The sequence below is a fragment of the Gordonia sp. i37 genome (assembly GCF_002043085.1).
Taxonomy (GTDB): domain Bacteria; phylum Actinomycetota; class Actinomycetes; order Mycobacteriales; family Mycobacteriaceae; genus Gordonia; species Gordonia polyisoprenivorans.
In genome coordinates, this window is the sequence record NZ_MVPX01000130.1 from 1 (window position 1) to 23,745 (window position 23,745).

Below are 23,745 nucleotides of genomic sequence, written 5' to 3' on the forward strand. Positions count from 1 at the left end.
TGATGGTGCCGGGCAGGCCGAGTGCGGCGATCAGCGCGGCGAACACCGCCGCCTGGGTGATGTCGGCGATGGTCAGTGACCAGGCACTGGGCCGGGTATCAGAAGTAGTCATTGCGAAAGATGAGTATTCCACGACGATCGGGGCGTGCGATCCGCCAGGGCGCGCAGGGTGAACCGCCCGGTGTCCGGCGGTGCCACTAGACTCGCCCCGTGACCGATTCGCAGGGATTCATCGACGGCCCGCGCCCGGTGCTCGTCGTCGACTTCGGTGCCCAGTACGCGCAGTTGATCGCGCGCCGTGTCCGGGAGGCACGGATCTACTCCGAGGTGATCGCGCACGACGCGGGTATCGAGGCGTTCAAGGCCAAGGATCCGGTGGCGCTGATCCTCTCCGGTGGGCCCGCCTCGGTGTACGCCGAGGACGCGCCGCGGCTGGATCCGGCGATCCTCGACCTCGATATCCCGGTCTTCGGCATCTGCTACGGATTCCAGACCATGGCCGCAGCACTGGGTGGTCGGGTGGCCAACACCGGTGGGCGCGAATTCGGCCGCACCACACTGACTCTCACCGACGAGGGGCTCCTGCACCAGGGACTGTCCAGCACTCAGCCGGTGTGGATGAGCCACAACGACGCCGTGCAGGAGGCGCCGGAGGGGTTCACCGTCACCGGCTCGACGCCCGGTGCGCCGGTTGCCGCGTTCGAGAATGTCGGGCGCCGGATGGCCGGGGTGCAATACCACCCCGAGGTGCTGCACACCCCGCACGGCCAGCAGATCCTCACCCGCTTCCTCTACGAGATCGCCGGGCTCGAGGCCGACTGGACCGCCGCCAACATCGCCGACGCCCTCATCGACCAGGTCTCCGACCAGATCGGCGACGGTCTGGCCATCTGCGGTCTGTCCGGTGGGGTGGATTCCGCGGTTGCGGCGGCCCTGGTGCAGCGTGCGATCGGTGATCGGCTGACGTGTGTGTTCGTCGATCACGGGTTGCTGCGCGCGGGCGAGCGTGAGCAGGTGCAACACGACTTCGTCGGTGCCACCGGCGCGAAACTGGTCACCGTCGACGCCGCCGACACCTTCTTGCGCGAGTTGTCCGGGGTCAGCGATCCGGAACAGAAGCGCAAGATCATCGGCCGCGAGTTCATCCGCTCGTTCGAGGGCGCGGTGAGTGAGGTGCTGGGCGATCACGCCGAGGGCGGACAGCAGGTCGACTACCTGGTGCAGGGCACCCTGTATCCGGATGTCGTCGAATCCGGTGGTGGTAGTGGTACGGCCAACATCAAGAGCCACCACAACGTCGGCGGACTGCCCGAGGATCTCGAGTTCAGCCTCGTTGAGCCGCTACGCCTGCTGTTCAAGGACGAGGTGCGCGCCGTTGGCCGTGAGCTCGGTCTGCCGGAGGAGATCGTTGCGCGTCAGCCTTTCCCGGGCCCGGGTCTGGCGATCCGGATCGTCGGGGAGGTCACCGCGGAGCGGCTGGCCATGTTGCGCAAGGCCGATCTCATCGCGCGTGAGGAATTGACCGCGGCGGGGCTCGACGCGCAGATCTGGCAGTGCCCGGTGGTGCTGCTCGCCGACGTGCGCAGCGTCGGCGTCCAGGGCGACGGCCGCACCTACGGTCATCCGATCGTGCTGCGCCCGGTTTCCAGTGAGGACGCGATGACCGCGGACTGGACCCGCGTGCCCTATGAGGTCCTCGAGATCATCTCCACCCGCATCACCAACGAGGTCCCCGACGTGAACCGTGTCGTCCTCGACGTCACCAGTAAGCCGCCGGGCACCATCGAGTGGGAGTAGGCGCCGTACCGCGCCGATGAGCGCCGACGGGTGGTGAGCACCGCGATGCGGTGAAACCGCATCGCGCCGACCCTCAGCGCGACCGGGCCGACCGTGCTCCGGTGGCGATGAGCAGGGCGCCGACGGCGACGGCGATCCCGACGAGGGCCCACCCGATGGTCGCCGGGTCGGGCAGCGTCGGCCCGTCGGCGAGTCCCCAGCCTGCCACCAGCAGGGCGGCGAGTCCGATCAACGCCACCACGGGGGCCCGACGCTGTGGTGCGCGGTCGGTGTCATTGTGATCGCCATTGCCGAATGATGGTGTCGTGCTGTTCATCTCGTCTCCTGTCCAGGGGTTGCCGGAGCTGCTCATCGCTGTACCTTCACACTGCCGACATTGGTGTGGGCGTCGATGGTGAGCACGGGGCCGGTGGTGCCGTTGTTGCCGCCGTCGAGTCCCTCGGGGCAGGAATAGTCGCCGACGCCTGCTGTGCATTCGGCCCGGACGTTCATCCCGGCGGGCACCTCGACGACGATCTCGCCGATTCCGTTGCGCAGGTGCACCGTCTCGTCGGTCGTCAGGTCGACGTCGCGGAGATCGAGCGTCATGCTGCCCATGGTCAGTGTGTACTCGTCGCGGATGTCGTTCTCGCTCATCGGTTTCCAGTTCCGTTCGCCGACTCCGCCGCCGGGCATACCGAACCGGTGGTCACCGGAGGCGGCTCCGGCGAGCAACGTGGTCACGATCACCGCCGCAGAGAGTCCGACCGCGAGTGGTACCAACGCCCCCGGGTGCGAGCGTGTGGACTGCCTGCGCAGCCCGTTGACCAGCAGACCCGCTCCGATCACGGCCAATGCCAGGGACAGCACGTGTGGCACGGTGAACCAGCCGGCGCCGAGTCCGTGGGCGGCGATCCCGCCTGCGACCACCAGGACCGCGGTGCCGACCACGATGAACGAGAACGCCGATCGGCGGGGCGCGGCAGGTGGCGTCGGTGGCGTCGCGGGTGTGGTGGGTTCGGGGAGATCCCAGGCGAATCGGGCGGCCCCGAGCGGATCCCACGACGGGGGTGTGGCCTCGATGAAATCGGTCGGTGCGGCGGAAGTCGGGGCTGTGGTGCTCGCGGTGGGTGATGCGGTGACCCCGGCCGCCGGCTTGGCGAGATCGACCGCACCCGGTGCGCCGGGTACCGACGCCGATGCGGTGGATGCGGCACCGGTTCGTACCGCGCGCGGGGTCCAGCGGACGAATCGTTGCGGCGGTTCCGGCGCCGAGACGGTCGAAACGCTGGTATCTGCAGGTGGTTCGGGCGTGCGCAGGAACAGCAACAACCATCCGATGAGCATCAGGATGCCGCCGACGATTCCGCCCGAACCCCAAGGGCCACGCGAGAACACCGACGAGACGACGATCACGACGACCACCCACAGGATCACCGTCGGGTTGTTGTGCCACCCGCGGGAGGCACCGCGATCGCCGCCGGCGGCGTGCGTGCGGGCCCGGGTGGTGGACGGAAAGGCGATCCATGCCGCGAGGTACAGGAGCACCCCGCTGCCGCCGAAGACGGCCGCCACCACGAACGCCACCTTCACCAGCGTCGGGTCGACCCGGTAGCGCTCACCGATGCCCGTGCAGACACCGGCAATGGTGCGCGGAGAGGCCGGTCTGGTGGGCCGTGTGGCCCACAGCCGTTCGAGCTGCGTCCGAAGCTGCGTCGTGTCCATGGCACTCATCGTGCTCGGTTCGTGGCGAGCTCACATCGGGGACCGACCCTGAGATCCACCCGGATCGACGCGTCGCCGACGCCGGCCGGTGTCGCGGTCTTCGGGGTCGGCACCGGGGTGAACCCTGATGCCCGGGCCCGACGATCATGGAAGTATCGAAGGCATGGCAACCGACGTCGAGCGTGCGCAGAGACTGATGCGCCGCAGTGGCGGCCGCGTGATCGGCGGTGTCGCCGGCGGCGTCGCCGACCACCTCGGCGTCGACGCATTCCGGGTCCGCGTCGTCTTCGTCGTGCTGACCGCGATGGCCGGGGCGGGCGCGCTCGCCTACGCGCTGCTGTGGTTCTTCTGCCCGCCGGGCGACGACGTCGCCGCTCCCAGCCCGTCCGAGCGCAGGCAGGCGTGGGGACTCGCGCTCATCGGGTTGGTCGCGATGAGCGTGGTGGGTTTCGCCGCATCCGGTACGCCCGCCACCTACCTCGTGCCGCTGGTGTTCGTGGCCGTCGGTGCGAGCCTGGTCTGGCGCGAATTCGACACCTCGGCGCGTGCCCGCCCCCACGGTCCGCTGCTGACCTGGACACGACTGGCCGGTGGCGCGGTACTGGTGATCGGGGGCTTGGTCGTCATCGTGTTCGCCGGCACCCGGAACTTCGGCGGACTGAGTACGACGCTCCTCGCCGTCGGTGCGACGTTGCTGGGCGTGCTGTTGCTGACGGTGCCGCTCTGGATGCGAATGTGGCGCGCCCTCAACGAAGAACGGGCCGCGCGCATCCGCAATGCCGAACGCGAGGAGATCGCCTCGCACCTGCACGACTCGGTGCTGCAGACGCTGGCCCTCATCCAGAAGCAGGCCGCCAAGCCAGAGGAGGTCGCGCGCCTGGCTCGCAGCCAGGAACGCGAGTTACGGACGTGGCTGTTCGGTGATCCGGCGCAGCGCGGCGGGTCCCTGGTTGCCGCCGTGACCAGCGTGGCCGGCGAGATCGAAGACCATTACGGCGTCGAGGTCGAGGTGGTGACGGTCGGCGATCTGCGGCCCGACGAGGAGCCCGACAAGTCGATCGCGAAACGGTGGCCCGCGCTGATCGGGGTGACCCGGGAGGCATTGATCAACGCGGCCAAGCACTCCGGCGAACGCAAGATCGATGTCTACCTCGAGGTCGGCGACGACGAGGTCGAGGTGTACGTGCGCGATCGCGGCGTCGGCTTCGATCCCGACCGGGTCGACGGTGATCGTCAGGGCATCGCACGGTCGATCCGGGCCCGCACCGAACGCGTCGGCGGACAGGTGTCGATCCGCTCGGCGCCCGGGCGTGGCACCAATGTGCGGGTCACCATGCCCCGTGGGGATTCCGTCCCGCACGAGGACGAGAAGGCCGGGGCCGATCTCGAAAAGCATTCGGATATCCCCATTTCCGGCGAGGATCCCTCGGTCGTCCGGACTCCCGGGAATCGCGGTGCAGGGCACCTGGGTTCCGACCACACCGGCACGGACCACACCGGCCCCGGCCAGCGAGTCACCGACCAGCACGCCACCGACGAACCGAACACCGACGATCCGAGCACCGACCACGGAAAGGCATCATGACCATCGAAGCGCCGCAGACCGGGCACTACCGGGTGTTCCTCGTCGACGATCACGGCGTGTTCCGGTCGGGGGTGCGGGCCGAACTCGCCGGCGAGGACGGTCTGACGGTCGCCGGCGAGGCGGGCACGGTCGCCGAGGCGATCGCCGGGATCACCCGTCTGCGACCGGATGTGGTGCTACTCGATGTGCACATGCCCGCCGGCGGCGGGGTCGCGGTGCTGCGTGGGGTGACCGACGCGCTGGGCGTCGATGCCCCGGTGTTCCTGGCATTGTCGGTGTCCGACGCGGCCGAGGACGTGATCGCCACGATCCGCGCCGGTGCCCGCGGTTACGTGACCAAGACGATCGACGGGAGCGAACTCGCCGACGCGGTCCGTCGGGTCGCCGAGGGCGACGCCGTGTTCAGTCCGCGTCTGGCCGGATTCGTGCTGGACTCCTTCACCGGCAAATCGTCGACGCCGGAGCCGCAACTGGACCCCGAACTCGACTCGCTGACCCGCCGGGAACTCGAGGTCCTGCGGCTGCTCGCACGCGGGTACACCTACCGCGAGATCGCCGAAGAACTGTTCATCTCGATCAAGACCGTCGAAACCCACGCCTCCAACGTGTTGCGAAAGACCCAGCAGTCCAACCGGAATGCGCTCACCCGGTGGGCGGCGACCCGTCATATCGGGTGAACCGTGCCTCGCCCGGATCCGACCGAAATGCTTGATGGCCGAGCGCTTGATCAGTCGAGCGCTTGATCAGACGAGCGCGATCACCAGCACGATGATGGCGGCGAGGACGACGAAGAACAAGAACACCACGGCGGCAAGGACACCCGGCGAGGTCTGCCGGCGCGGCGCGGGTGGACCGAGCGGCGGCATCGCGCTGCTGTAGGACGGTACCGTCGGATAGCGCGGCGAGTACTGTCCCGGAGGCTGGGCGCCGGGATGGGACATGGCACCGGGACGGGATATGGCGCCGGGTGCTCGGGCCGGATCGTAGGGTGGCGGCGTCGCCACGCGGGTGGGATCGTAATGGTGTTGTGGTGCAGCGGGATTCGAGGCAATACCGCGGGGTGAGGAGCCCGACGCCGGCGGTGGTCCGGGTGGTGCCGTGCGGGGCCGGGTGTTCAGACCGAGGTCGGATCGGGAGACGAGGCTGGTCAGCACCTGCTCGGTGGAGCCGTGCTCACCCGCGGCGATCCGGGCGAGTTCGTCGCGTGCCTGCGCCATCGTGACGCGGCGCCGAGGGCTCGGCTCGAGCATCCGCAACAGTACCGGTTCGAGTACGCCGGCCCGCTTCATCGGATTGATCTGCGCACGCGCCACCCGATGCAACATCACCAGCGAGTTGTCGTCGACGCCGTACGGCGGTTCACCCTCGACCATCGTGTAGATGGTGGCGCCGAGAGAGTACACATCCGACGGCTCGGCCGGCTCGTCGCCGCGCGCGACCTCGGGTGCGAAATAGGCTGGGGTACCGGTGATCAGGCCGGTCTGGGTGAGGGTGACATCGTCCTTGGCGCGGGAGATGCCGAAGTCGGTGATCTTGACCAGCCCGGCCTGACGCCCACCCCCGGCGATGAGGATGTTGCCGGGTTTGATGTCGCGGTGGATGATTCCCGATGCGTGCGCCTCGACCATCGCGTCGGCGACCTGTGCGCCGATCTTCGCGGCCTCGGTGACCTCGAGAGTTCCGGTGGCATGCAGGATCTGGGCGACGCTGCGTGAGGGCAGATACTCCATCACCAGCCAGGGCTCGCCGCCGTCGAGGGCGACGTCGTGCATGGCGATGGCGTTGCGGTGGCTCAGTCGGGCCGCGATCCGGCCCTCGCGCATCGCGCGCTGCCGAACGGTTTCCGCGGAGTCCTCCGACAATCCCTCGGTGGAGAGGACCTGCTTGACGGCCACCTCACGGTCGAGGAGTTGGTCGCGGGCGAGCCAGACCGTGCCCATGCCACCGCCGCCGATGCGCGAGACGAGCCGATAGCGTCCGGCCACCAAGAAATTGGGGCCGGGTGTCCGGTGGCTGTCGACGTCGGCGGGCATGACAGCGATGATAGCCGTGGCGCTCAGGCGCACCGCCCGGTGTGAGCTGGGCTGTCCGTCGAAAAGGGGAGTCAGTCGTCTGGTGTGGATGTGAGGCGCGCGGCAATCGGATGCCGGGTGGTGCGTTCGCGAGGGAGCCGCCTCCTGGGAAGCGGTGCGGCCGACCGGTACCGGCACACCTGGCCGATCGCGGTCTCAGTGGTGTCGTCGACCCACCTTGCCGAAGATGCCTCGGCGAGACCGCTTCTGCGCCTTCGCTTCTTGACGTGGCATGGAGCGTGCTTCCGCAGATCGCGCCGCCTTGCGTTCGGCCCATGCAGCCATCGTGGCTTCGGTGTCACGGGGCATGGTGATGAGCGGCGGTCCGGATGGCAGCTGGAGACGAGCGTGCATCACCCGGTCGTTGAACTGGGCAATCTCGCGTCGAACGGCCTTCTCGTTCGATAGCCGATCGAGTTGCTCGTCAAGGGCGGCATCATCTTTTCGTAACTGAATGGACGGCGGCAGGAAAACGAGTCCCTCGCGCTTCATGAACCTCTTGAGCCACCAGTCCGGGTCATCGGCATCGGACAGATCCAGTGGCTGGCCGCTGCCGGGGAGGTCATCAAAGTCGCCCCGTTCGATCGCCTTCCGAATATGCATGTCGGCGAGCAGAGCGATCGCCGTTTCGGAGTCGAACGCGAAAGCGGACGGGTTGCAGAACGTCAGGGGCGGCGTGTGCTCATGCATCGTCAGCACTCCATGTCGTGAATCTATTTCGGTCAGATGTATTATGTCATCTGTATTGCAACAGTGAGAGGGTTACGGGTGCCGAAGCAGGTTGATCATCATCAGCGGCGTGAGTCGATCGCTCATGCGCTGTGGCGCGTCGTTGATCAGCGCGGTTGGGCACGGGCGACCATGCGTGAAGTTGCCGCTGAGGCGGGGGTTTCACTGGGTCAGTTGCAGCACTACTTCTCTTCTCGTGCCGAGATGTTGGCCTTCGCGATGGAGTTTGCGTCGGAACAAACAACTCGCCGAGTCTCACGAAGCCTGACGTCGCTCGACCAACCCCCGCATCCTCGCGACGTGCTGCGAGTGGTCCTCACGGAGATGCTTCCTCTGCGCCCTGACTCCCGTGCCACCAGCCGTATGAACGCCGCTTACGTGCTCGAGGCGATGCACGACTCATCGCTGCGTCAGCAGGTTGGACGCGGACTGCGGGAGGGACGCGCGATGGTGGAAATTCTCATCCGGGAGGCGATCGGCCAGGGGCATATCCGTCGCGGTTGCGACCCGGTCATCGAAACGGATCTGGTCCTTGCGTTGACCGGACTCGGCCCTCTTCTCGACCTCGACGTCATCGAAGCGCGAGCGGCACTCGCGGCGATTGACCAGCATCTCGACCGACTCTTCGAACCCGAATCATGACCGATGCAGGTACCGGTGTGCCCTGCGAACCCTCCGTGTGCGACGTGCCCGACGTCCTGAACTCCGAGACCCGTGGGTGGGTCGACGCCGCTCCCGCCCCGAGGGTGTTGTGCGCGCTGGATTGACAAGACCTAGCACATGTGTTCGACTCCGGGTATGCGTTGGTCCGAACAGGCTGTCGAAGCCGACGATGGTGCCCTGCCGGGTCTGGGCCGGGCCGGGCTGGTGCGATCGGTGCAGACCCCGGAGTTCGAGGGCATCACCTTTCACGAGGTCCTCGCCAAGAGTGCGCTCAACCGGGTGCCCGAGGAGTCCGGGTTGCCGTTCACCTACACGGTCAACACCTTTCGGGGGTGCACCCATGCCTGTCGGTACTGCTTCGCCCGGCCCACCCACGAATACCTCGACCTCGACGCGGGCCGGGACTTCGACTCGCAGGTCGTGGTCAAACTCAACGTGGCCGCGGTGTTGCGCAAGGAATTACGGCGTCGATCCTGGCGTCGGGAACCGGTGGCCCTGGGCACCAACACCGACCCCTATCAGCGGGCCGAGGGCCGCTATCGGCTGATGCCCGGCGTGATCTCGGCGCTGACGGAATCGGCCACGCCCTTCTCGATCCTCACCAAGGGCACGCTGCTGCGACGCGATCTGCCCCTGCTGCGTCAAGCCGCCGGGCAGGTGCCGGTGTCGCTGAGCATCTCGCTGGCCTTTCATGATGCCGAGTTGCAGAAGCAGATCGAACCGGGGACGCCGTCGCCCGCGGCGCGGCTGGCACTGATCCGCGACATCGCCGAGGCCGGGTTCGCCCCGCACGTCATGGTCGCCCCGGTGATCCCGTACCTGACCGACTCCAGCGCGCACCTCGACGCTCTGCTCGCCTCGCTCGCCGAGGCCGGGGCGTCGGGCGTCACCGTCATCCCGATGCATCTGCGCGGCGCCACCAAGCCGTGGTTTCTGACCTGGCTTGCCGAACATCACCCGGCGCTCGTCCGCCGATATCGCACGCTCTACGGGCGGGGCGCCTACGTCACCCCGGAGTACTCGTCGTGGCTGCGGGAACGGATGCGGCCGATGGTGGCACGTCACGGGTTGGCCGGGTCGTCGGGCTCGCGTGTGGGGCACCCGGAGCAGCATTCCGGCGTCGACGATCCGGTGGCCGAACCCGAACTGGCACAAGCGCTCACGTTGTTCTGAGATCGCTCGTTCTTCCCGGGTGTTTTCGTTCTTCCTCGGGAGATTTTGCGGGGAAGGTCTTGTTTCTTCGGGAAGAAGCTCGGGCGACCTGCGCGGTTGCGGACTGTCGGAGCCGCGTCGTACGATCGGGACATCGAAAAAACATTCGATTCGCGGGGTGATTCCCCGAGTCGGATGGGACGCGATGGTGTGGCACTTCCCGGCCCGCCGAGCATTGTGTGCGCTGGCCGGAAGGGGTGTGTCATGAGTGTGGTGCCACTGGATCGGGGTGGGCGAGAAGGGTCGGGACGTGCGGATCCCGACACCCTCGACTCCCTGCGCCGAAAGATGGCGGTGATGTCGGGGATGCCCGACAGACGCTCGGTACAGCCTGGGCCGGCCGAGGTCTTTGCCTTACCGGACGCCATCGCAGACCTGTTGCCCCGCAGCGGAATCGGGAAGGACGGGAGCTCCGGACAGCACGGGATCGCCCGGGGCACGGTGGTCGGTTACCGGGGTGCGCGGTCGCTGCTGATGGCGATGATCGCCACCCTCACGCAGGCGGGACACCAGGTGGGCATCGTCGGGATGCCGCGCCTGAATCTCCTCGCCGCGGTGGAGATGGGCGCCGATCTGCGTCGGATCGCGGTGGTCCCCGACCCGGGTATCGACCCGGTGGAAGTGGCCGCGGTACTGCTCGACGGCATGGACGTGGTCGTGGTGGGGCTGCGCGGGACCACCGTCGCCCCCTCGCGGAGCCGGGTGGTCGGGGGCCGTGCGCGCCAGCAGGGTTCGTCGCTGGTGGTCGTCGACGGCGACTGGCCCGGCGCCCACACCCGGATGGATGCGAGGGTGATCGGTTATCGACACGGCCCGGAGGCCGCCGATCTCGCCGGTGCACATCGGGGTTATGGACGGGTCGGTGGCATGCGGCTGCAGATCGTCGTCGGTGGTCGCGACCACCGCCGACGTTCCGCCGAGATCGATATCACCGCAGGCGGATTCGGCGACGACGCGGTACATATCCGACGGGTGGGGCCGTCGGTGTCGGTGGCCGCCGACGCGCCCGGTGCGGTGGCCAACTGATGGCCGCACAGGCGCGAGTACTGGCGCTGTGGTGTCCGGACTGGCCTGCCACGGCAGCCGCCGCCGATGCCGATCTGCCGCCCCGACACCCGGTGGCGGTGCTGCACGCCAATCGTGTGATCGCCTGCTCGGCCCCGGCGCGGGCGCTCGGGGTGCGGCGGGGGATGCGTAAACGGCAGGCGCAATCGGTGTGTCCGGAGATGACGGTCGTCACCGCCGACGAACATCGGGACGGCCGGTTGTTCGAGCCGGTGGCCGCCGCGGTCGCCGACCTGGTCCCGGCAATGGAGGTGGTGCGGCCCGGGTTGGTGGTCCTGCGGCTGTCGGGAGCGGCGCGGGTGTTCGGGGGAGAGGCCGAACTCGCCGAGGAACTCATCGATCGGGTCTCCGCGTGCGGAGTGGAGTCACAGGTCGGCGTCGCCGACGAACTGTTCACCGCGGTTCTGGCCGCGCGCACCGGACGCAGCGTGCCGCCCGGCGGCGATCGTGAGCACCTGGCGGATCGGCCGATCGCCGACCTCGCGGCCGAACCCTCCCTGTGCGGGCCCGGCCGCACCGAGTTGGTCGATCTGCTCCGCAGGCTCGGCCTACGGACCATCGGGGCGTTCGCCGCGATGGCGGCGTCCGACGTCGCCACGAGATTCGACGCCGACGCGGTCATCGCACATCGGCAGGCCACCGCCCAGCCGGGCCGTCCCCCCTCGACGCAGGCGCTGCCGGAAGACCTGGTGATCGAGTACCCGTGCGACCCGCTGATCGATCGGATCGACGCGGCTGCCTTCGCCGGCCGCCGGATCGCCGAACTGCTGCACCGCCGTCTCGTCGATGCGTCGGTGGCCTGCACCAAGTTGACGGTGGAAGCGATCACCGAACGCGGACAGCGTCATTCGCGAACCTGGCGATGCGGCCAACCGCTCACCGCGTCGGCGACCGCCGACCGTATCCGCTGGCAACTCGAGGGATGGATGACCAGTGGTCGTACCCGGGGTTCCGGCGACGCGCGGCCGGATTCGCCGATCGCGGTCCTACGGCTGGTGCCCGTCGAGGTCGTCGACGCCGGAATGCTGCAGCACGCGTTGACCGGTGCCGGGCTGCCCGGCGAACCGGAACTGACCGAACGAGCGCGCCGCAGCATGGAGCGGGTGCAGGGCCTGCTCGGCGGCGATGCGGTGCGCATACCCGTGCTCAGCGGTGGACGCGGTCCCGCCGAACAGATCTCGATGATCACCCTCGGCGAGGACCCGGTGCCCGGGCGCGACCCGGAGGCGCCCTGGCCGGGCCGCCTGCCCCAACCGGCACCGACGATGTCGTCCGACGCGCCGGTCGAGGTGATCGATCCCGCGGGAGAGCCGGTGCAGGTCACCCCGCGAGGCGCGTTCACCGCCGAACCGACGATGGTCCGGATGCCCGAACCCTCCCGGCAGGGCTGGGAGGTGCGGTGGTGGGCCGGGCCGTGGCCGGTCGGTCTGGAACCTGCCGGTCCGGAATCGGGGCATGAGGCGATCAGTGCCCGCGCGCAGGTGCTGCTCGACGACTCGCGCGCGTTGCTGCTGTGCTACCGCTCCGGCGGCTGGGTGGTGGAGGGGGTCTACGACTGAGCGACCTGGCTTCAGCTGTTGCGGCCGCGTGCGGCGACGCGCCACGACAGTGAGTGTTCCCCTTGGCCTTTCACGATCAGGTCATCGACGAGGTTCACGGCCGTGCACACGTGGTTGGGGATCACCTCGATCCGGTCTCCCGGATCGGGGATCCTCGCCGGCCCCTCGGGGTCGTCGTCCTCGGGGTAGTCGATGGTGGCGTGATGTTCCGACAACGCGGTGATCCGGGCTCGTGGGGAGTCGAGGACATGCCCGAAACCCGTTGCCCATCCGGGCCGGTCGGCGCCGAGGATCTTGCTGCCGGCATCGACGATCACCCGCGACCGCGATCGATGGACCACCGTGGTGACCGCGGTCAGCGCCACCTCGTCGACGGTGGCGCTGCCCAACTCGACCTGCTGGGCGTCGTTGAACGGGTAGACACCTGGCCGGATCTCGGTGAGGGCTCCGGCCTTGGCGAACTCGACCGTCGGGGTTGATCCGCCACTGATCACGCGGGGATCGATACCACTGTCGCGCAACGACTGTGCCGCGTCGCGTAACGCCACCGCCTCGGCGGCGCCGGCCTCGGCGCGCGCCGTTCCGGGACCGTATCCGTGTCCGGGGAAGGTGAACACACCCACCACGTCGAGGCCCGCGGCGGCTGCTGCTGCCGCCACCTGCCCGGCCTGTTCGGCCGCCACCCCGGTGCGGTGATGTCCGGAATCGATCTCCACGAGAACCTCGAGATGTGTATCGGGCCGTGCGACCTCGGCGGCGAGGCGGTGCGCTCCGGCGATCGAGTCGACACCCACGCGCATCGACGCCGCGCGAGTGAGTTCGCGTAACCGCGCACCCGTGTGGGCGGTCACCCACAGCGGGTAGGCGATGAACAGATCGCGACACCCGGTTTGTTCTGCCGCGGCCGCGAACACCTCGGCCTCACCGATGGTTGCCACCGTCAGACCTGCGGCACCGTAATCGATCTGGCGCCGAGCGATCTCGATGCACTTGTGGGTCTTGGCATGTGGGCGCAGTACCACGCCGAGGTCGGCGCATCGTCGCGCCATGGCGGTGAGATTGGACTCGAGTCGAGTGAGATCGACTGCCAGATACGGGGTGTCGGTCACGGCGTGTCACCGGCTGTGGAACTCTCCAGAGCAGCCGTTGATTCGCGGCTGAGGAGGTAGTCCTGATGCATGATCCGGGTGGTCAGCCGTGGGGCGAAGCGGTGGCCCAGGTCGGCGAGGTCACCCAGTGGTGTCGACACCCGCTGTGGGCGGCGCAGAATCGCATCCAGTACGCGTGAGGCGCCCTTGTCGACCGACCACACCCCGGCCGAGTCCCGGTACTGCTCGGTCGGCGCGATCATTCGTGTCCGAACCAGTGGGAGCCGCACATGGGAGACCGTCACGTGATCCGACAAGGTCTCGGCGGCGACCGAATCGCTGAACGCCTCCAGTGCCGCCTTCGATGCCGCGTACGCGCCGAAGCGGGCGCCGCGCGCCTGCACGGCGATCGAGGTGACGTTGACGATGTGGCCACTGTTGCGTTCGACCATGTGCGGTAGCAACGCCAGTACCAGATTGACCGCACCGAAGTAGTTGACCGCCATCACCCGGTGATAGTCGTGGGAGCGATCGACGGCGTTGATGGTCGCCCGGCGGATGGAACGGCCGGCGTTGTTGACCAGGACGTCGACGTGACCGTGGTCGACGATGACGGTCTTCACCATGGCGCGTACCGACTCCTCGTCGGTGATGTCACAGACGAACGGGATCGCCTGCCCGCGAGGGATTCCGGGTTTGGGTGTCGCCGAATTCACCTCGCGCGCCGCGGATTCCAGCTCCTGGGAGTGGCGTGCGACGATCAGCGCCGTGGCACCCCGCTCGACGCACATGCGGGCGGTGGCCTTGCCGATTCCCGACGAGCCACCGGTGATCAGAACGACCTTGCCGACGAGCGGGCCGCGCGGATCGGATCGCCGATGACGCGCCGGGTCGAGTGCGCGCTCCCAGTACCGCCAGAGCAAGGGCGCGTAGTCGTCGAATTCCGGTGGGCGAATCCCGAATCGGGCCAGCCGTGCGATGGTCAGGTCGGAGCGGAACGTCACGGGCAGATCCATGCCGTCGAGCAGGGCGGGCGGGATACCGGCCTGGCGGGCGATGAGGTTGCGGCCGAGGCGTAACGGGGGGGTGCCGGCCAACGACGTGGCGCGTCCGACGATCTGGTGGGGGATCGCGTTGATGCCCTTGGGGGCTCGCAGGGATGGGGCCAGTGCGTTGTACATCTCGGTGATCGTCACCTCGCGGCGGTCTCCGAGGTGATACACCTGGCCGTCGGATTCCGGGTCGAGACCGATCAGGGCGACGAGGGCGTCGACCACATAGTCCACCGGTACCATGTTGATGCGTCCGAGGTCGGGAAACGGGAGACGCAGTGCCGCAGGCAGTTTCCCCAGCAGACGAAGATGACCGAAGAAGTAGTACGGGCCGTCGATCTTGTCCATCTCGCCGGTACGGGAGTCGCCGACGACCACCGACGGGCGATACACACGCCAGCGCAAACCCGTACACTCGCGGATGACCTTCTCGGCCTCGAACTTGGTGCAGTGATAGGGCGTCGGGAAACCCTGCCCGAGATCGAAGTCCTGCTCGGTGAACTCGCCCGCGTGGTCACCGGCCACCGCGATCGACGAGATGTGATGGCACATCGCATCATGGGCGACGGCGAAGTCCGCGACCCGTGCGGTGCCCTCCACATTCGCGGCATGCTGGCTGGCCGCGTCGGCTGCCATGTCATAGATCGCGGCGAGATGGACGACGTGATCGACCTCGATGTCGTTGTCGTCGACGCCAAGGCCGTCGACGGTGAGATCCCCGATGACCGGGTGGACGCGGTGCGAACCGGGGAAGCTGCGCACGGTGTCGACGAATCGGGGCAGTGAGCCCTGGCGGACGAGCGCGTGGATCTGCGCGTCGGGATCGGTTGCGAGTAGTTGTCTGATGACGCGGCGTCCGATGAATCCGCTGCCACCGGTCACAAAGTACGAGGTCACGGTGAACTCCATGTTCGCAGGCTGACGAAAACACCATTCTTACTGGACAGTAAGATCGGTGTGCTGGTTCACACCCTGTCACTCCGGGCCGTCGCAGGCAAGGTCTGGTGGCTCGCGCGGCGGTCGGTGCACCACAGGCATTGGAGGCTCGCGGATAAATTTTCCACCCCTGGTAAATGATTGCCAGGGGTGGTAGTTTTGCCGTGGTGGCCGCTACTTCCATGATCGCGCGGGTGCGTCGGCAGCAGATGATCGAAGCTGCTGTCGAGGTCATCGACCAGATCGGCGTCAGCCAGGCGTCACTTGTACGCATCGCACGACAGATGGGGGTCAGCCGCAAGCTGATCACCTACCACTTCGACAGTCGCGCAGCACTTTTCGCGGCGGTTGTCGAGCACGTCTATGACCTCGGCCGCAGTGAGGTCCAGCCAGAGGCCAACGCGGCGCGGTCGCCGGAGGCCATGCTCACGGCATTCATCCGCGGCAGCATCGCCTTCTACGCTCGCCACGTGCGCGAGATGAGAGTGCTCTCGGCGCTGTATGCGGCCGACGATCCCGACGCCCCGAACCGCGACGAGAGCGATCATCACCGAGAGGAGATGACAGCGGTGGATGCCATCCTCGCCGACGGTCAGAAAGCCGGACTGTTCCGGACCTTCGACGTGGGGCTGGCCGCCGACCTCGTGCGCGTCACGCTCGACCTCGGGCTGCGCCGGATCATCGCCGGCGATCCGCCGGCGGCGGTGGCCGAGGAACTCGACCGATTCGTGCTGGCGGGGCTACGCGCCGAGCACCCGCGGATCTGACCACGCGAATCCGACCACCGCGAATCCGACCACCGCGGATTCGACACCCGCGGATCTCCAGCCCACGGAAGGCGACATGACACAGTGCTTGAGACGAATGAGTTCGACCATCACGCTGATCGCCGTCATCATCGTCGGCGGTGTGGCGTGCACGAGCGCCGATGACTCCACACATGCTGCGCCGCTGCAGGTGTCGACCAGCAGTGGGGTCCTGCACGGCCACACGGTCGGGGCCACCCGTCAGTTCACCGGTGTTCGCTATGCCCAAGCGCCCACCGGGGATCGGCGCTGGGCGCCACCGGTCCCGGTGTCGGACCCGAAAGCCGATGTCGACGCCACCGGTGTGGCGCCCCAGTGCCCGCAGGCGGCGACGCCGGTACCGGGGAAGCCGCCACCCACGCAGAGCGAGGACTGTCTGTACCTGAATGTGACCACCCCGCAACGGATTCCCGATGGCTCATCGCTACCGGTGATGGTGTGGTGGCACGGCGGCGGATATGTCAGCGGGTCCGGATCGTCTTACGACGCACAGCGTCTGGCCGACGCCGGTGACGTCGTCGTGGTGACGGTGAACTATCGGTTGGGGATCTTCGGCTATCTCGGACTGCCGGGACTCGCCGGGTCCGGTGACTTCGGATTCGCCGATCAGATCCAGTCGTTGCGCTGGGTACACGACAACGCCGGGGCGTTCGGTGGCGATCCCGGCAATGTGACCGTGTTCGGTGAATCGGCAGGCGGCATGTCGGCGTGTGCGGCCCTGACCTCGCCGGCCGCCAAGGGACTCATCGACAAGGCCATCATCGAGTCCGGTTCGTGCGCATTGGATTTCCCCACCGGAAGTCTGTTCCCCGGAGTTCCGCAGTCACGTCCGTATGCACCCCTTGAACAATCGGAGGCCACCGGTGCGCAGGTCGCGGCATCGCTGGGGTGTGCCGGTGCCGACACCGTGCGTTGCCTGCGGGACCTGCCCGTCGAGAAACTGCTGACCCAGAACGAGACGTTCTCGAACGGACTCGCCTACGGCACCGCGCTGCTGCCCACGAGTCCGGCCACGGCCGTCGCCGACGGCACCACCCTGCGTATCCCGGTCATCACCGGCGGAAACGCCGAAGAGAACGGCGCCTTCACCGCAGGCGCGGTGACGGCAGACCCGCACGCCTACACCGCCGAGTCCTATCCGGCCGACCTACGGGCCGCGTACGGGGTACGGGCACAGGAGGTAGCCGCGCGGTATCCGTTGTCGTCGTTCTCGTCGGCGCCCGCCGCGTTGGCGCGGGTGTTCACCGATTCGGGGTGGTCCTGCCCGACCCTTCGGGCGGCCCACGACTTGTCCGGCCACGCGACGACCTTCACCTATGAATTCGCCGATGCGTCAGGGCCGAACGTGAGTGGTGGGGACAATCCGGCAGTGCCCAAGGCTGCGTTCCACGCCGACGAATTGCCGTACCTGTTCGACTTGAACGGCACCAACCTCGCCCCGCGACCTCCCCAGTCCACGCTGTCGGCGGCGATGATCGGGTACTGGACGTCGTTCGCGCATTCGGGTACACCCACGGCCGCCGACCAGCCGCAGTGGCCGTCGGTGTCGGGGGCGAGCGGTCCGGTGCAGTCCTTTGCCGCCGACGGAGTGCACGGCGTCGACTTCCGTGCCGAGCACCAGTGCGACTTCTGGGATTCGGTGCCGATCACATAGTCGTCGACGGCGCCCGGCACGACGCCGACAGCGCCCGCCATGATGCCGAGCGCGCTCGGCGAAGCGCTGTCGCGAGTCTGGAGAGCGCTGTCGGCGTTGTCGATAGCGCTGTCGCGGTGGGTACGGTGATCGCAATGGAGAACCCGACCTTCGATCACTGACGTATCGACCACCGCCGCACCAGGAGTCGTCTCATGGACAACCATCTCAGCCCCAAGGCCACAGCCGTCACGTTGCGAGCACGCCTCGCGGAATCGGACGTGACGATCACTCATTCACGCGCGCTCGAAATCGTCGCGGCACAGTTGGGTTTCCGCGACTGGAACACGTGCGCAGCAGCGTCGGAGAATTGCTCCGATCCCATCACGGTTCCGATCGTGCGCACATTTCCCGGTGACGAGGCCGACCGCTTCTACCTCGACTTCCTCGGATTCGGTGTGGACTGGGAGCATCGCTACGAACCGGGAATGCCTCTCTATCGCCAGGTATCCCGGCAGGGGTGCGTGCTGCACCTGTCCGAGCACCACGGCGATGCCACACCCGGATGTGCGGTGCGCATCCGGGTGCGCGACGCCGCTGCTCTGCAGCGTCGGCTGCATGACAGCACGATCTACCCGTTGCGGATCGGACTCGTCCACGAGCCGGGGCGGGACGAGGTCCGAGTGCCCGATCCCTTCGGCAATCGACTGATCTTCTTCACGCCCACAGGGCAGTAGTCGTCTGCGTCGATGGCGTTCACCCGCGCCTCGAGAGCGCTCGGTAGAGCGCTGTCGCGGGTCTGGAGGGCGCTGTCGGCGTGGAGAAGGGCGCTGTCGCGAGTCGGGAGAGCGCTGTCGGCGGTGTGTGACGAGCCCGCCTGACGGCACGCTCATCGGCGGAGGAAACTGTGTGCATGCCCATCGCCGAATTGCTGAAGCTCGGAACCGTGCGCCCCATCGTCGCCTGGGGTGATCCGGTGTTGCATCGCGAGGCGCGCCCGGTGACCGACTTCGGCCCGGAATTGCAGACGTTGCTGGCCGACATGTTCGCCACCAACACCGCGGCGGCCGGTGCGGGCCTGGCCGCGGCCCAGATCGGGGTGGACCTCGCGGTTTTCATCTACGACTGCGGCGACGAGACCGGAACGCGACGGACCGGGGTTGTCTGCAATCCGCGCCTGGAACTGCCCGAGGGGCGCGACCGCCGCCTCGTCGACTACGACGAGGGGTGTCTGTCGTATGCCGGCGCGTACGCCACCCTGTCGCGTCCGTCGGTCGCCACCTGTCACGGTGAGGACCAGTTCGGCGAGCCGGTGACGATCACCGCCGGCGGGCTGTTGGGCCGGTGTCTGCAACACGAGACCGATCATCTGGCCGGCATGGTGTTCGGCGATCGGCTCACCGCCCGGGCGCGCAAGGGGCTGCGACGTATGCGAGATGAGGTCGCCGACCGTTACCCCGACGACTGGCCCGTCTCGCCGAAGAGTTGAGAGGATGAGGTAAGACCGACGCGAATCGAACGCATGTTCTATACTCGATGAGTGGGTTGGAACCATGGACCACCGACCTGGTCGGAGATGGAGCGAGTGCTCTCCGGCCGCTCGCGAGCCGGCGAGCGGCCCGGCGAGTTCTTCGGTCCCGGTGACGGTGGTGACTCCCCGGCATGGTCGCGCAAACGTGGTCCCTACGTCGCGCCCGAGATCGATCGTGAGCCCTCGGGTGTGCCCTATGCCGAACTGCACGCGCACAGTGCCTACAGCTTTCTCGACGGGGCGTCGATGCCCGAGGAGATGGTCGCCGAGGCGCAGCGCCTCGATCTGAAGGCCTTGTCGATCACCGACCACGACGGTTTCTACGGCGTCGTCCGATTTGCCGAGGCCGCACGGGAATTCGGGATGCCGACGGTCTTCGGCGCCGAGTTGTCCCTGCAGCCCGACGTGGCGCGGACCGGTGTCAACGACCCGCCGGGCGAGCACCTGCTGGTCCTGGCCCGAGACGGCGAGGGCTATCGTAGGCTCTCGCGGCTGATCGCCGACGCGCACATGACCGGTGGCGAGAAGGGGCTGCTGCGCTACGACCCCGACCGGCTGACCGACCACGGCGGTCACTGGCTCGTGCTCACCGGCTGCCGTAAGGGGTCGGTACGCCGAGCCCTCGAGCGGGGCGGACGTGCGACCGCGCAGAAAGCTCTCGGCGATCTCGTCGACCGTTACGGCCGCAACGGGGTGGTCGTCGAACTCACCGCCACCGGCCAGCCCGACGACGACGAACGCAACGCCGTATTGTCCTCTCTGGCCGGTCTGTTCGCGTTGCCGACGGTGGCCACCACCGGTGCGCATTTCGCCGGACCGCCCCAGCGACGTCTGGCGATGGCGATGGCCGCGGTTCGCGCCCGCACCGACATCGACACCATCGCCGGGTGGATGCCCGGGGTCGGCGGTGCGCATCTGCGCAGCGGTGACGAGATGGCGCGATTGCTGTCCGCGCATCCGGAGGCCATCGACAACGCGGTGCACATCGCCGGCGACTGTGCCTTCGAATTGGGTTTGATCGCACCGCAACTGCCACCCTTCGAGGTGCCCGACGGTCATACCGAGGCCACCTGGCTGCGTCACCTCACGATGACCCGGGCACTCCGGCGTTACGGCACGCCTGCGCAACATCCACAGGCCTATCGGCAGATCGAACACGAACTCGCGATCATCGAAACCCTCACGTTCCCCGGCTATTTCCTGGTCGTCGCCGACATCGTCGATTTCTGCAAGAGCGCCGACATCCTGTGTCAGGGGCGTGGTAGCGCTGCCAACTCCGCGGTCTGTTATGCGTTGGGTATCACCAATGTCGACCCGGTCGCCAACGAGTTGTTGTTCGAACGGTTCCTCGCTCCCGAGCGTGACGGCCCGCCCGACATCGACGTCGACATCGAGTCCGACCGTCGGGAAGAGGCCATCCAGTACGTCTATCGCCGGTACGGCCGTGACTACAGCGCACAGGTGGCCAATGTGATCACCTATCGCGGCAAGTCCTCGGTCCGCGACATGGCGCGCGCCCTGGGATACGCGCCGGGACAACAGGATGCGTGGGCCAAGATGCCCGACCACGCGCCCGCCGACGTCACGCGTCTGGCGGATGAGATCGCCGGTATGCCCAGGCATCTGGGTATCCACTCGGGTGGGATGGTGATCTGTGATCGGCCGATCGCCGACGTGTGCCCCACCGAGTGGGCCCGGATGGCCGATCGCAGTGTGCTGCAGTGGGACAAAGATGACTGTGCGGCAATCGGTCTGGTGAAATTCGATCTGCTGGGGCTGGGTATGCTCTCGGCGCTGCACTATGCGATCGACCTGGTTGCCGAGCACAAGGGCATCCACGTCGATCTGGCGCAGCTCGATCTCACCGAGGAAGCCGTCTACGACATGCTCTGCCGCGCCGACTCGGTGGGGGTGTTCCAGGTCGAGTCGCGCGCTCAGATGGCCACGCTGCCCCGCCTCAAACCGCGTTGCTTCTACGATCTCGTGGTCGAGGTGGCGCTGATCCGGCCCGGGCCCATTCAGGGCGGGTCAGTGCATCCCTACATCCGTCGTCGTAACGGCGACGAGCCGGTCACCGTCGAACACCCGTCGATGCTCGGGGCTCTCGAACGCACACTGGGGGTTCCGCTCTTTCAGGAGCAACTCATGCAACTCGCGGTGGACGTGGCGGGGTTCGACGCCTCCGAGGCCGATCAGCTGCGCCGGGCGATGGGCTCCAAGCGCTCGCCGGAGAAGATGCAACGGTTGCGTCAACGGTTCTACGACGGCATGCGCAGCACTCACGGCATCACCGGGCAGGCCGCCGACCACATCTACGAGAAGATGGCGGCCTTCGCCAATTTCGGTTTCCCCGAGAGCCATTCGCAGAGTTTCGCGTCGCTGGTGTTCTATTCGTCGTGGTTCAAGCTGCATCATCCGGCGGCATTCTGCGCAGCGTTGCTGCGTGCACAACCGATGGGGTTCTACTCACCGCAGTCCCTGGTCGCCGACGCCCGGCGGCACGGGGTGCGGGTACACCGGCCCGACATCAACCGCTCACTCGCCGAGGCGACGTTGGAGAACACGGGGCTCGAGGTGCGGCTCGGTCTGGCTGCGGTACGCGGGGTCGGCGAGGAGGTGGCCGAGCGTATCGTGCTCGCCCGCAACGCCGATGGTGATTTCACCGGGGTCACCGACCTGTCCCGGCGTGCCGCGTTGAGCACCCGTCAGCTCGAGGGACTCGCCGGTGCGGGCGCGTTCGACTGCTTCGGGCTGAGCCGACGCCAGGCCCTGTGGGAGGCCGGAGCCGCGTCGAGCGCCCGGGCCGAACACCTCGACCTGCATCAGACGGCGGCGACCCCGACCCTGCCGGGCCTGTCCGATGTCGAGTTGGCCGCGACCGATGCGTGGGCGACCGGGGTGACCCCGACGGCATACCCCACCCAGTACCTGCGTCCGCGGCTCGACGCACTCGGCGTGATCCCCGCCGACGGGCTGCTGTCGGTACCCGACGGGTCGCGGGTCCTGGTGGGCGGGGCGGTGACCCATCGCCAGCGCCCGGCCACCGCCTCCGGGGTGACCTTCATCAATCTCGAGGACGAGACCGGGATGGTCAACGTCGTCTGCTCGGTGGGCTTGTGGATTCGCCAGCGCGAGCTGGCGACCTCGGCGTCGGCATTGCTGGTGCGCGGCAAGGTGCAGAACGCCGAAGGGGCCGTCACCGTGGTCGCGGACCGATTGCAGCGCATGGACCTTCGAGTGGGGACGCGATCGCGGGACTGGCAGTGAGGCGCTACGGTGCCTGCCCCGGAAGCCAGTGCCGTCGGAGGTCAGCTGCCGGACTTGTCCGTGGTCCCTGGTCGTGCGGTGCCCACCGTTAATCCTGCCGTGTCGGTCGTCGGTGCACCACCGGTGCCCGGCGTCGTCGTCTCGGCTGCCCCGGCTTCGGGGGCACCCGGGTCGGGCGTGGTGACCTCGGGTTCGGTGACTTCGGGAGTGGTGCCTTCCGGCGTGACACTCTCGGGAGTGGTTCCCGGCGTGGTGATCTCGGGGGCGATCACCGTGCTCGGCAACGCGAACATCCATCCCGCGGTGCCGCTGGGCTGCCACACCGCCGAGCCGCCGCCGCGTCCGACCGTGAAGGCGAACCAGCCGGTGTAGGTGCTCTCGGGGTGCAGCGTGGCCGGAATCATTGTGCCCCGGTCGGTCTCGGCCGATCCGACAGCGATCCTCCGCCCGCTGACGAGGTGTGCGACATCGTCGGCGGACATCCGCGACAGTCGTGCACCACCGGTCTCGGCCGACGTGTCGACGCTCATCCGCACCGCGACGACGATCCCGTCGTCGCCGGCGGTCGAGACGACGTCATGCACTGTGGCGCGACCCAACTCGGTGCCGTCGGTGGCGATCAGGTCGAACGGGACACCGCGCTGCACCGTGGTCACGGTGTTGGGTCCGCTGGGCGATTCGGCAACGGAATCGCTTGGTGCCGAATCGGATTCCTCGGTGTTCTCGTCATCGACCGCGGCGTCGCCGGTGGCCTCTGCGGTGCTGGACTCCGCGTCCGCGCGGGTCTCCTCGGCGACGGAGCTCATCGGTGCGGCGAAGGTGTCGACATCGGGAAGGGCGGCTCCCAATCCGCATTCCGCGCGGACCAGTAGTGCATCGATGGTCCAGTAGTTGGTGCCGAACAGGTCGTATTCGCCGATCTGGAGCCGCAGCGCCGACAGCGCGGAATCCCCGGTCACGCTCGCGTAGCTGGTCAGCGTGCCCCGCAGGCGTGCGGCGGTGATCGGCGCAGTGAAGTCGGTAGAGGTGCCTGCGGCGGGGGGCGC

Annotated in this window: 19 protein-coding genes and 1 pseudogene; 12 read left to right on the forward strand and 8 right to left on the reverse strand. The window is 67.9% G+C overall.

All coding sequences use genetic code 11. The features are described from left to right. Positions 1-112, reverse strand: a pseudogene (locus tag B1964_RS30935) (biotin transporter BioY); the annotation flags it as partial. 98 nt (positions 113-210) lie between these two features. Between B1964_RS30935 and guaA the strand changes: the two are divergent. Further along, positions 211-1,797 carry a glutamine-hydrolyzing GMP synthase gene (gene guaA / locus B1964_RS06105; protein ID WP_079929224.1) on the forward strand — a complete coding sequence of 529 codons (1,587 nt, stop codon included), beginning with the start codon at positions 211-213 and terminating at the stop codon, positions 1,795-1,797. A gap of 73 nt (positions 1,798-1,870) precedes the next feature. Here the strand turns inward: guaA and B1964_RS06110 are convergent, their stop codons facing one another. Together B1964_RS06110 and B1964_RS06115 are read right to left on the reverse strand one after the other, a co-directional pair. Beyond that, on the reverse strand, positions 1,871-2,113 hold the full coding sequence (locus B1964_RS06110; RefSeq protein ID WP_079929237.1) for a hypothetical protein: 243 nt from the start codon (positions 2,111-2,113) through the stop codon (positions 1,871-1,873). Between the two features lie 32 nt (positions 2,114-2,145). Then, positions 2,146-3,501 (reverse strand): PspC domain-containing protein, encoded by a 1,356-nt coding sequence (locus B1964_RS06115; RefSeq protein WP_079929225.1) that lies wholly within the window; start codon positions 3,499-3,501, stop codon positions 2,146-2,148. Between the two features lie 163 nt (positions 3,502-3,664). Here B1964_RS06115 and B1964_RS06120 point away from each other — a divergent pair, with 163 nt between their 5' ends. Continuing rightward, complete coding sequence (locus B1964_RS06120; protein ID WP_079929226.1) at positions 3,665-5,086, forward strand: ATP-binding protein; 1,422 nt, start codon at positions 3,665-3,667, stop codon at positions 5,084-5,086. Then, entirely contained in the window at positions 5,083-5,763 is a 681-nt protein-coding gene (locus tag B1964_RS06125) for a response regulator transcription factor (RefSeq protein WP_020171740.1), read from the forward strand. The genes B1964_RS06120 and B1964_RS06125 overlap by 4 nt, the downstream gene beginning before the upstream one ends. A gap of 66 nt (positions 5,764-5,829) precedes the next feature. Here B1964_RS06125 and B1964_RS06130 read toward each other — a convergent pair whose 3' ends face one another. Together B1964_RS06130 and B1964_RS06135 are read right to left on the reverse strand one after the other, a co-directional pair. Beyond that, a complete protein-coding gene (locus B1964_RS06130; protein WP_079929238.1) occupies positions 5,830-7,119 on the reverse strand; it encodes a serine/threonine-protein kinase in 1,290 nt (429 codons plus the stop codon). Between the two features lie 195 nt (positions 7,120-7,314). Beyond that, a complete protein-coding gene (locus tag B1964_RS06135) occupies positions 7,315-7,848 on the reverse strand; it encodes a DUF1992 domain-containing protein (RefSeq protein ID WP_172398764.1) in 534 nt (177 codons plus the stop codon). A 36-nt stretch (positions 7,849-7,884) separates the two neighbouring features. Here B1964_RS06135 and B1964_RS06140 point away from each other — a divergent pair, with 36 nt between their 5' ends. The 4 genes from B1964_RS06140 to B1964_RS06155 all read left to right on the forward strand — a co-directional run bounded on the left by B1964_RS06140 (position 7,885) and on the right by B1964_RS06155 (position 12,386). Beyond that, entirely contained in the window at positions 7,885-8,529 is a 645-nt protein-coding gene (locus tag B1964_RS06140; RefSeq protein WP_253193902.1) for a TetR family transcriptional regulator C-terminal domain-containing protein, read from the forward strand. A 156-nt stretch (positions 8,530-8,685) separates the two neighbouring features. After that, the gene (locus B1964_RS06145; protein WP_035726757.1) at positions 8,686-9,723 is read left to right on the forward strand and encodes an Rv2578c family radical SAM protein; all 1,038 of its coding nucleotides are present in this window, start codon (positions 8,686-8,688) and stop codon (positions 9,721-9,723) included. Between the two features lie 243 nt (positions 9,724-9,966). Further along, positions 9,967-10,788 carry a hypothetical protein gene (locus B1964_RS06150; protein WP_006367550.1) on the forward strand — a complete coding sequence of 274 codons (822 nt, stop codon included), beginning with the start codon at positions 9,967-9,969 and terminating at the stop codon, positions 10,786-10,788. Continuing rightward, the gene (locus B1964_RS06155) at positions 10,788-12,386 is read left to right on the forward strand and encodes a DNA polymerase Y family protein (RefSeq protein ID WP_079929229.1); all 1,599 of its coding nucleotides are present in this window, start codon (positions 10,788-10,790) and stop codon (positions 12,384-12,386) included. Before B1964_RS06150 ends, B1964_RS06155 begins: the two co-directional genes overlap by 1 nt. Positions 12,387-12,397: 11 nt before the next feature. Here the strand turns inward: B1964_RS06155 and B1964_RS06160 are convergent, their stop codons facing one another. Beyond that, on the reverse strand, positions 12,398-13,495 hold the full coding sequence (locus B1964_RS06160; protein ID WP_079929230.1) for an alanine racemase: 1,098 nt from the start codon (positions 13,493-13,495) through the stop codon (positions 12,398-12,400). Then, the gene (locus tag B1964_RS06165; protein WP_079929239.1) at positions 13,492-15,423 is read right to left on the reverse strand and encodes an SDR family oxidoreductase; all 1,932 of its coding nucleotides are present in this window, start codon (positions 15,421-15,423) and stop codon (positions 13,492-13,494) included. Before B1964_RS06165 ends, B1964_RS06160 begins: the two co-directional genes overlap by 4 nt. Positions 15,424-15,629: 206 nt before the next feature. Between B1964_RS06165 and B1964_RS06170 the strand changes: the two genes are divergently transcribed. From B1964_RS06170 to B1964_RS06190, 5 genes are all read left to right on the forward strand, one after another. After that, entirely contained in the window at positions 15,630-16,229 is a 600-nt protein-coding gene (locus B1964_RS06170) for a TetR/AcrR family transcriptional regulator (protein WP_253193903.1), read from the forward strand. A gap of 97 nt (positions 16,230-16,326) precedes the next feature. Then, positions 16,327-17,922: a carboxylesterase family protein gene (locus tag B1964_RS06175; protein ID WP_079929232.1), complete on the forward strand. Its 1,596-nt coding sequence runs from the start codon at positions 16,327-16,329 to the stop codon at positions 17,920-17,922. 194 nt (positions 17,923-18,116) lie between these two features. Further along, a complete protein-coding gene (locus tag B1964_RS06180; protein ID WP_079929233.1) occupies positions 18,117-18,638 on the forward strand; it encodes a glyoxalase superfamily protein in 522 nt (173 codons plus the stop codon). 176 nt (positions 18,639-18,814) lie between these two features. Beyond that, complete coding sequence (def, locus tag B1964_RS06185) at positions 18,815-19,390, forward strand: peptide deformylase (protein WP_079929234.1); 576 nt, start codon at positions 18,815-18,817, stop codon at positions 19,388-19,390. A gap of 51 nt (positions 19,391-19,441) precedes the next feature. After that, positions 19,442-22,699, forward strand: a complete 3,258-nt coding sequence (locus B1964_RS06190) for an error-prone DNA polymerase (RefSeq protein WP_079929235.1) — start codon at positions 19,442-19,444, stop codon at positions 22,697-22,699. Between the two features lie 41 nt (positions 22,700-22,740). Here B1964_RS06190 and B1964_RS06195 read toward each other — a convergent pair. After that, the coding region (locus B1964_RS06195; protein ID WP_079929236.1) for a hypothetical protein at positions 22,741-23,745 on the reverse strand (1,005 nt) is incomplete at its 5' end.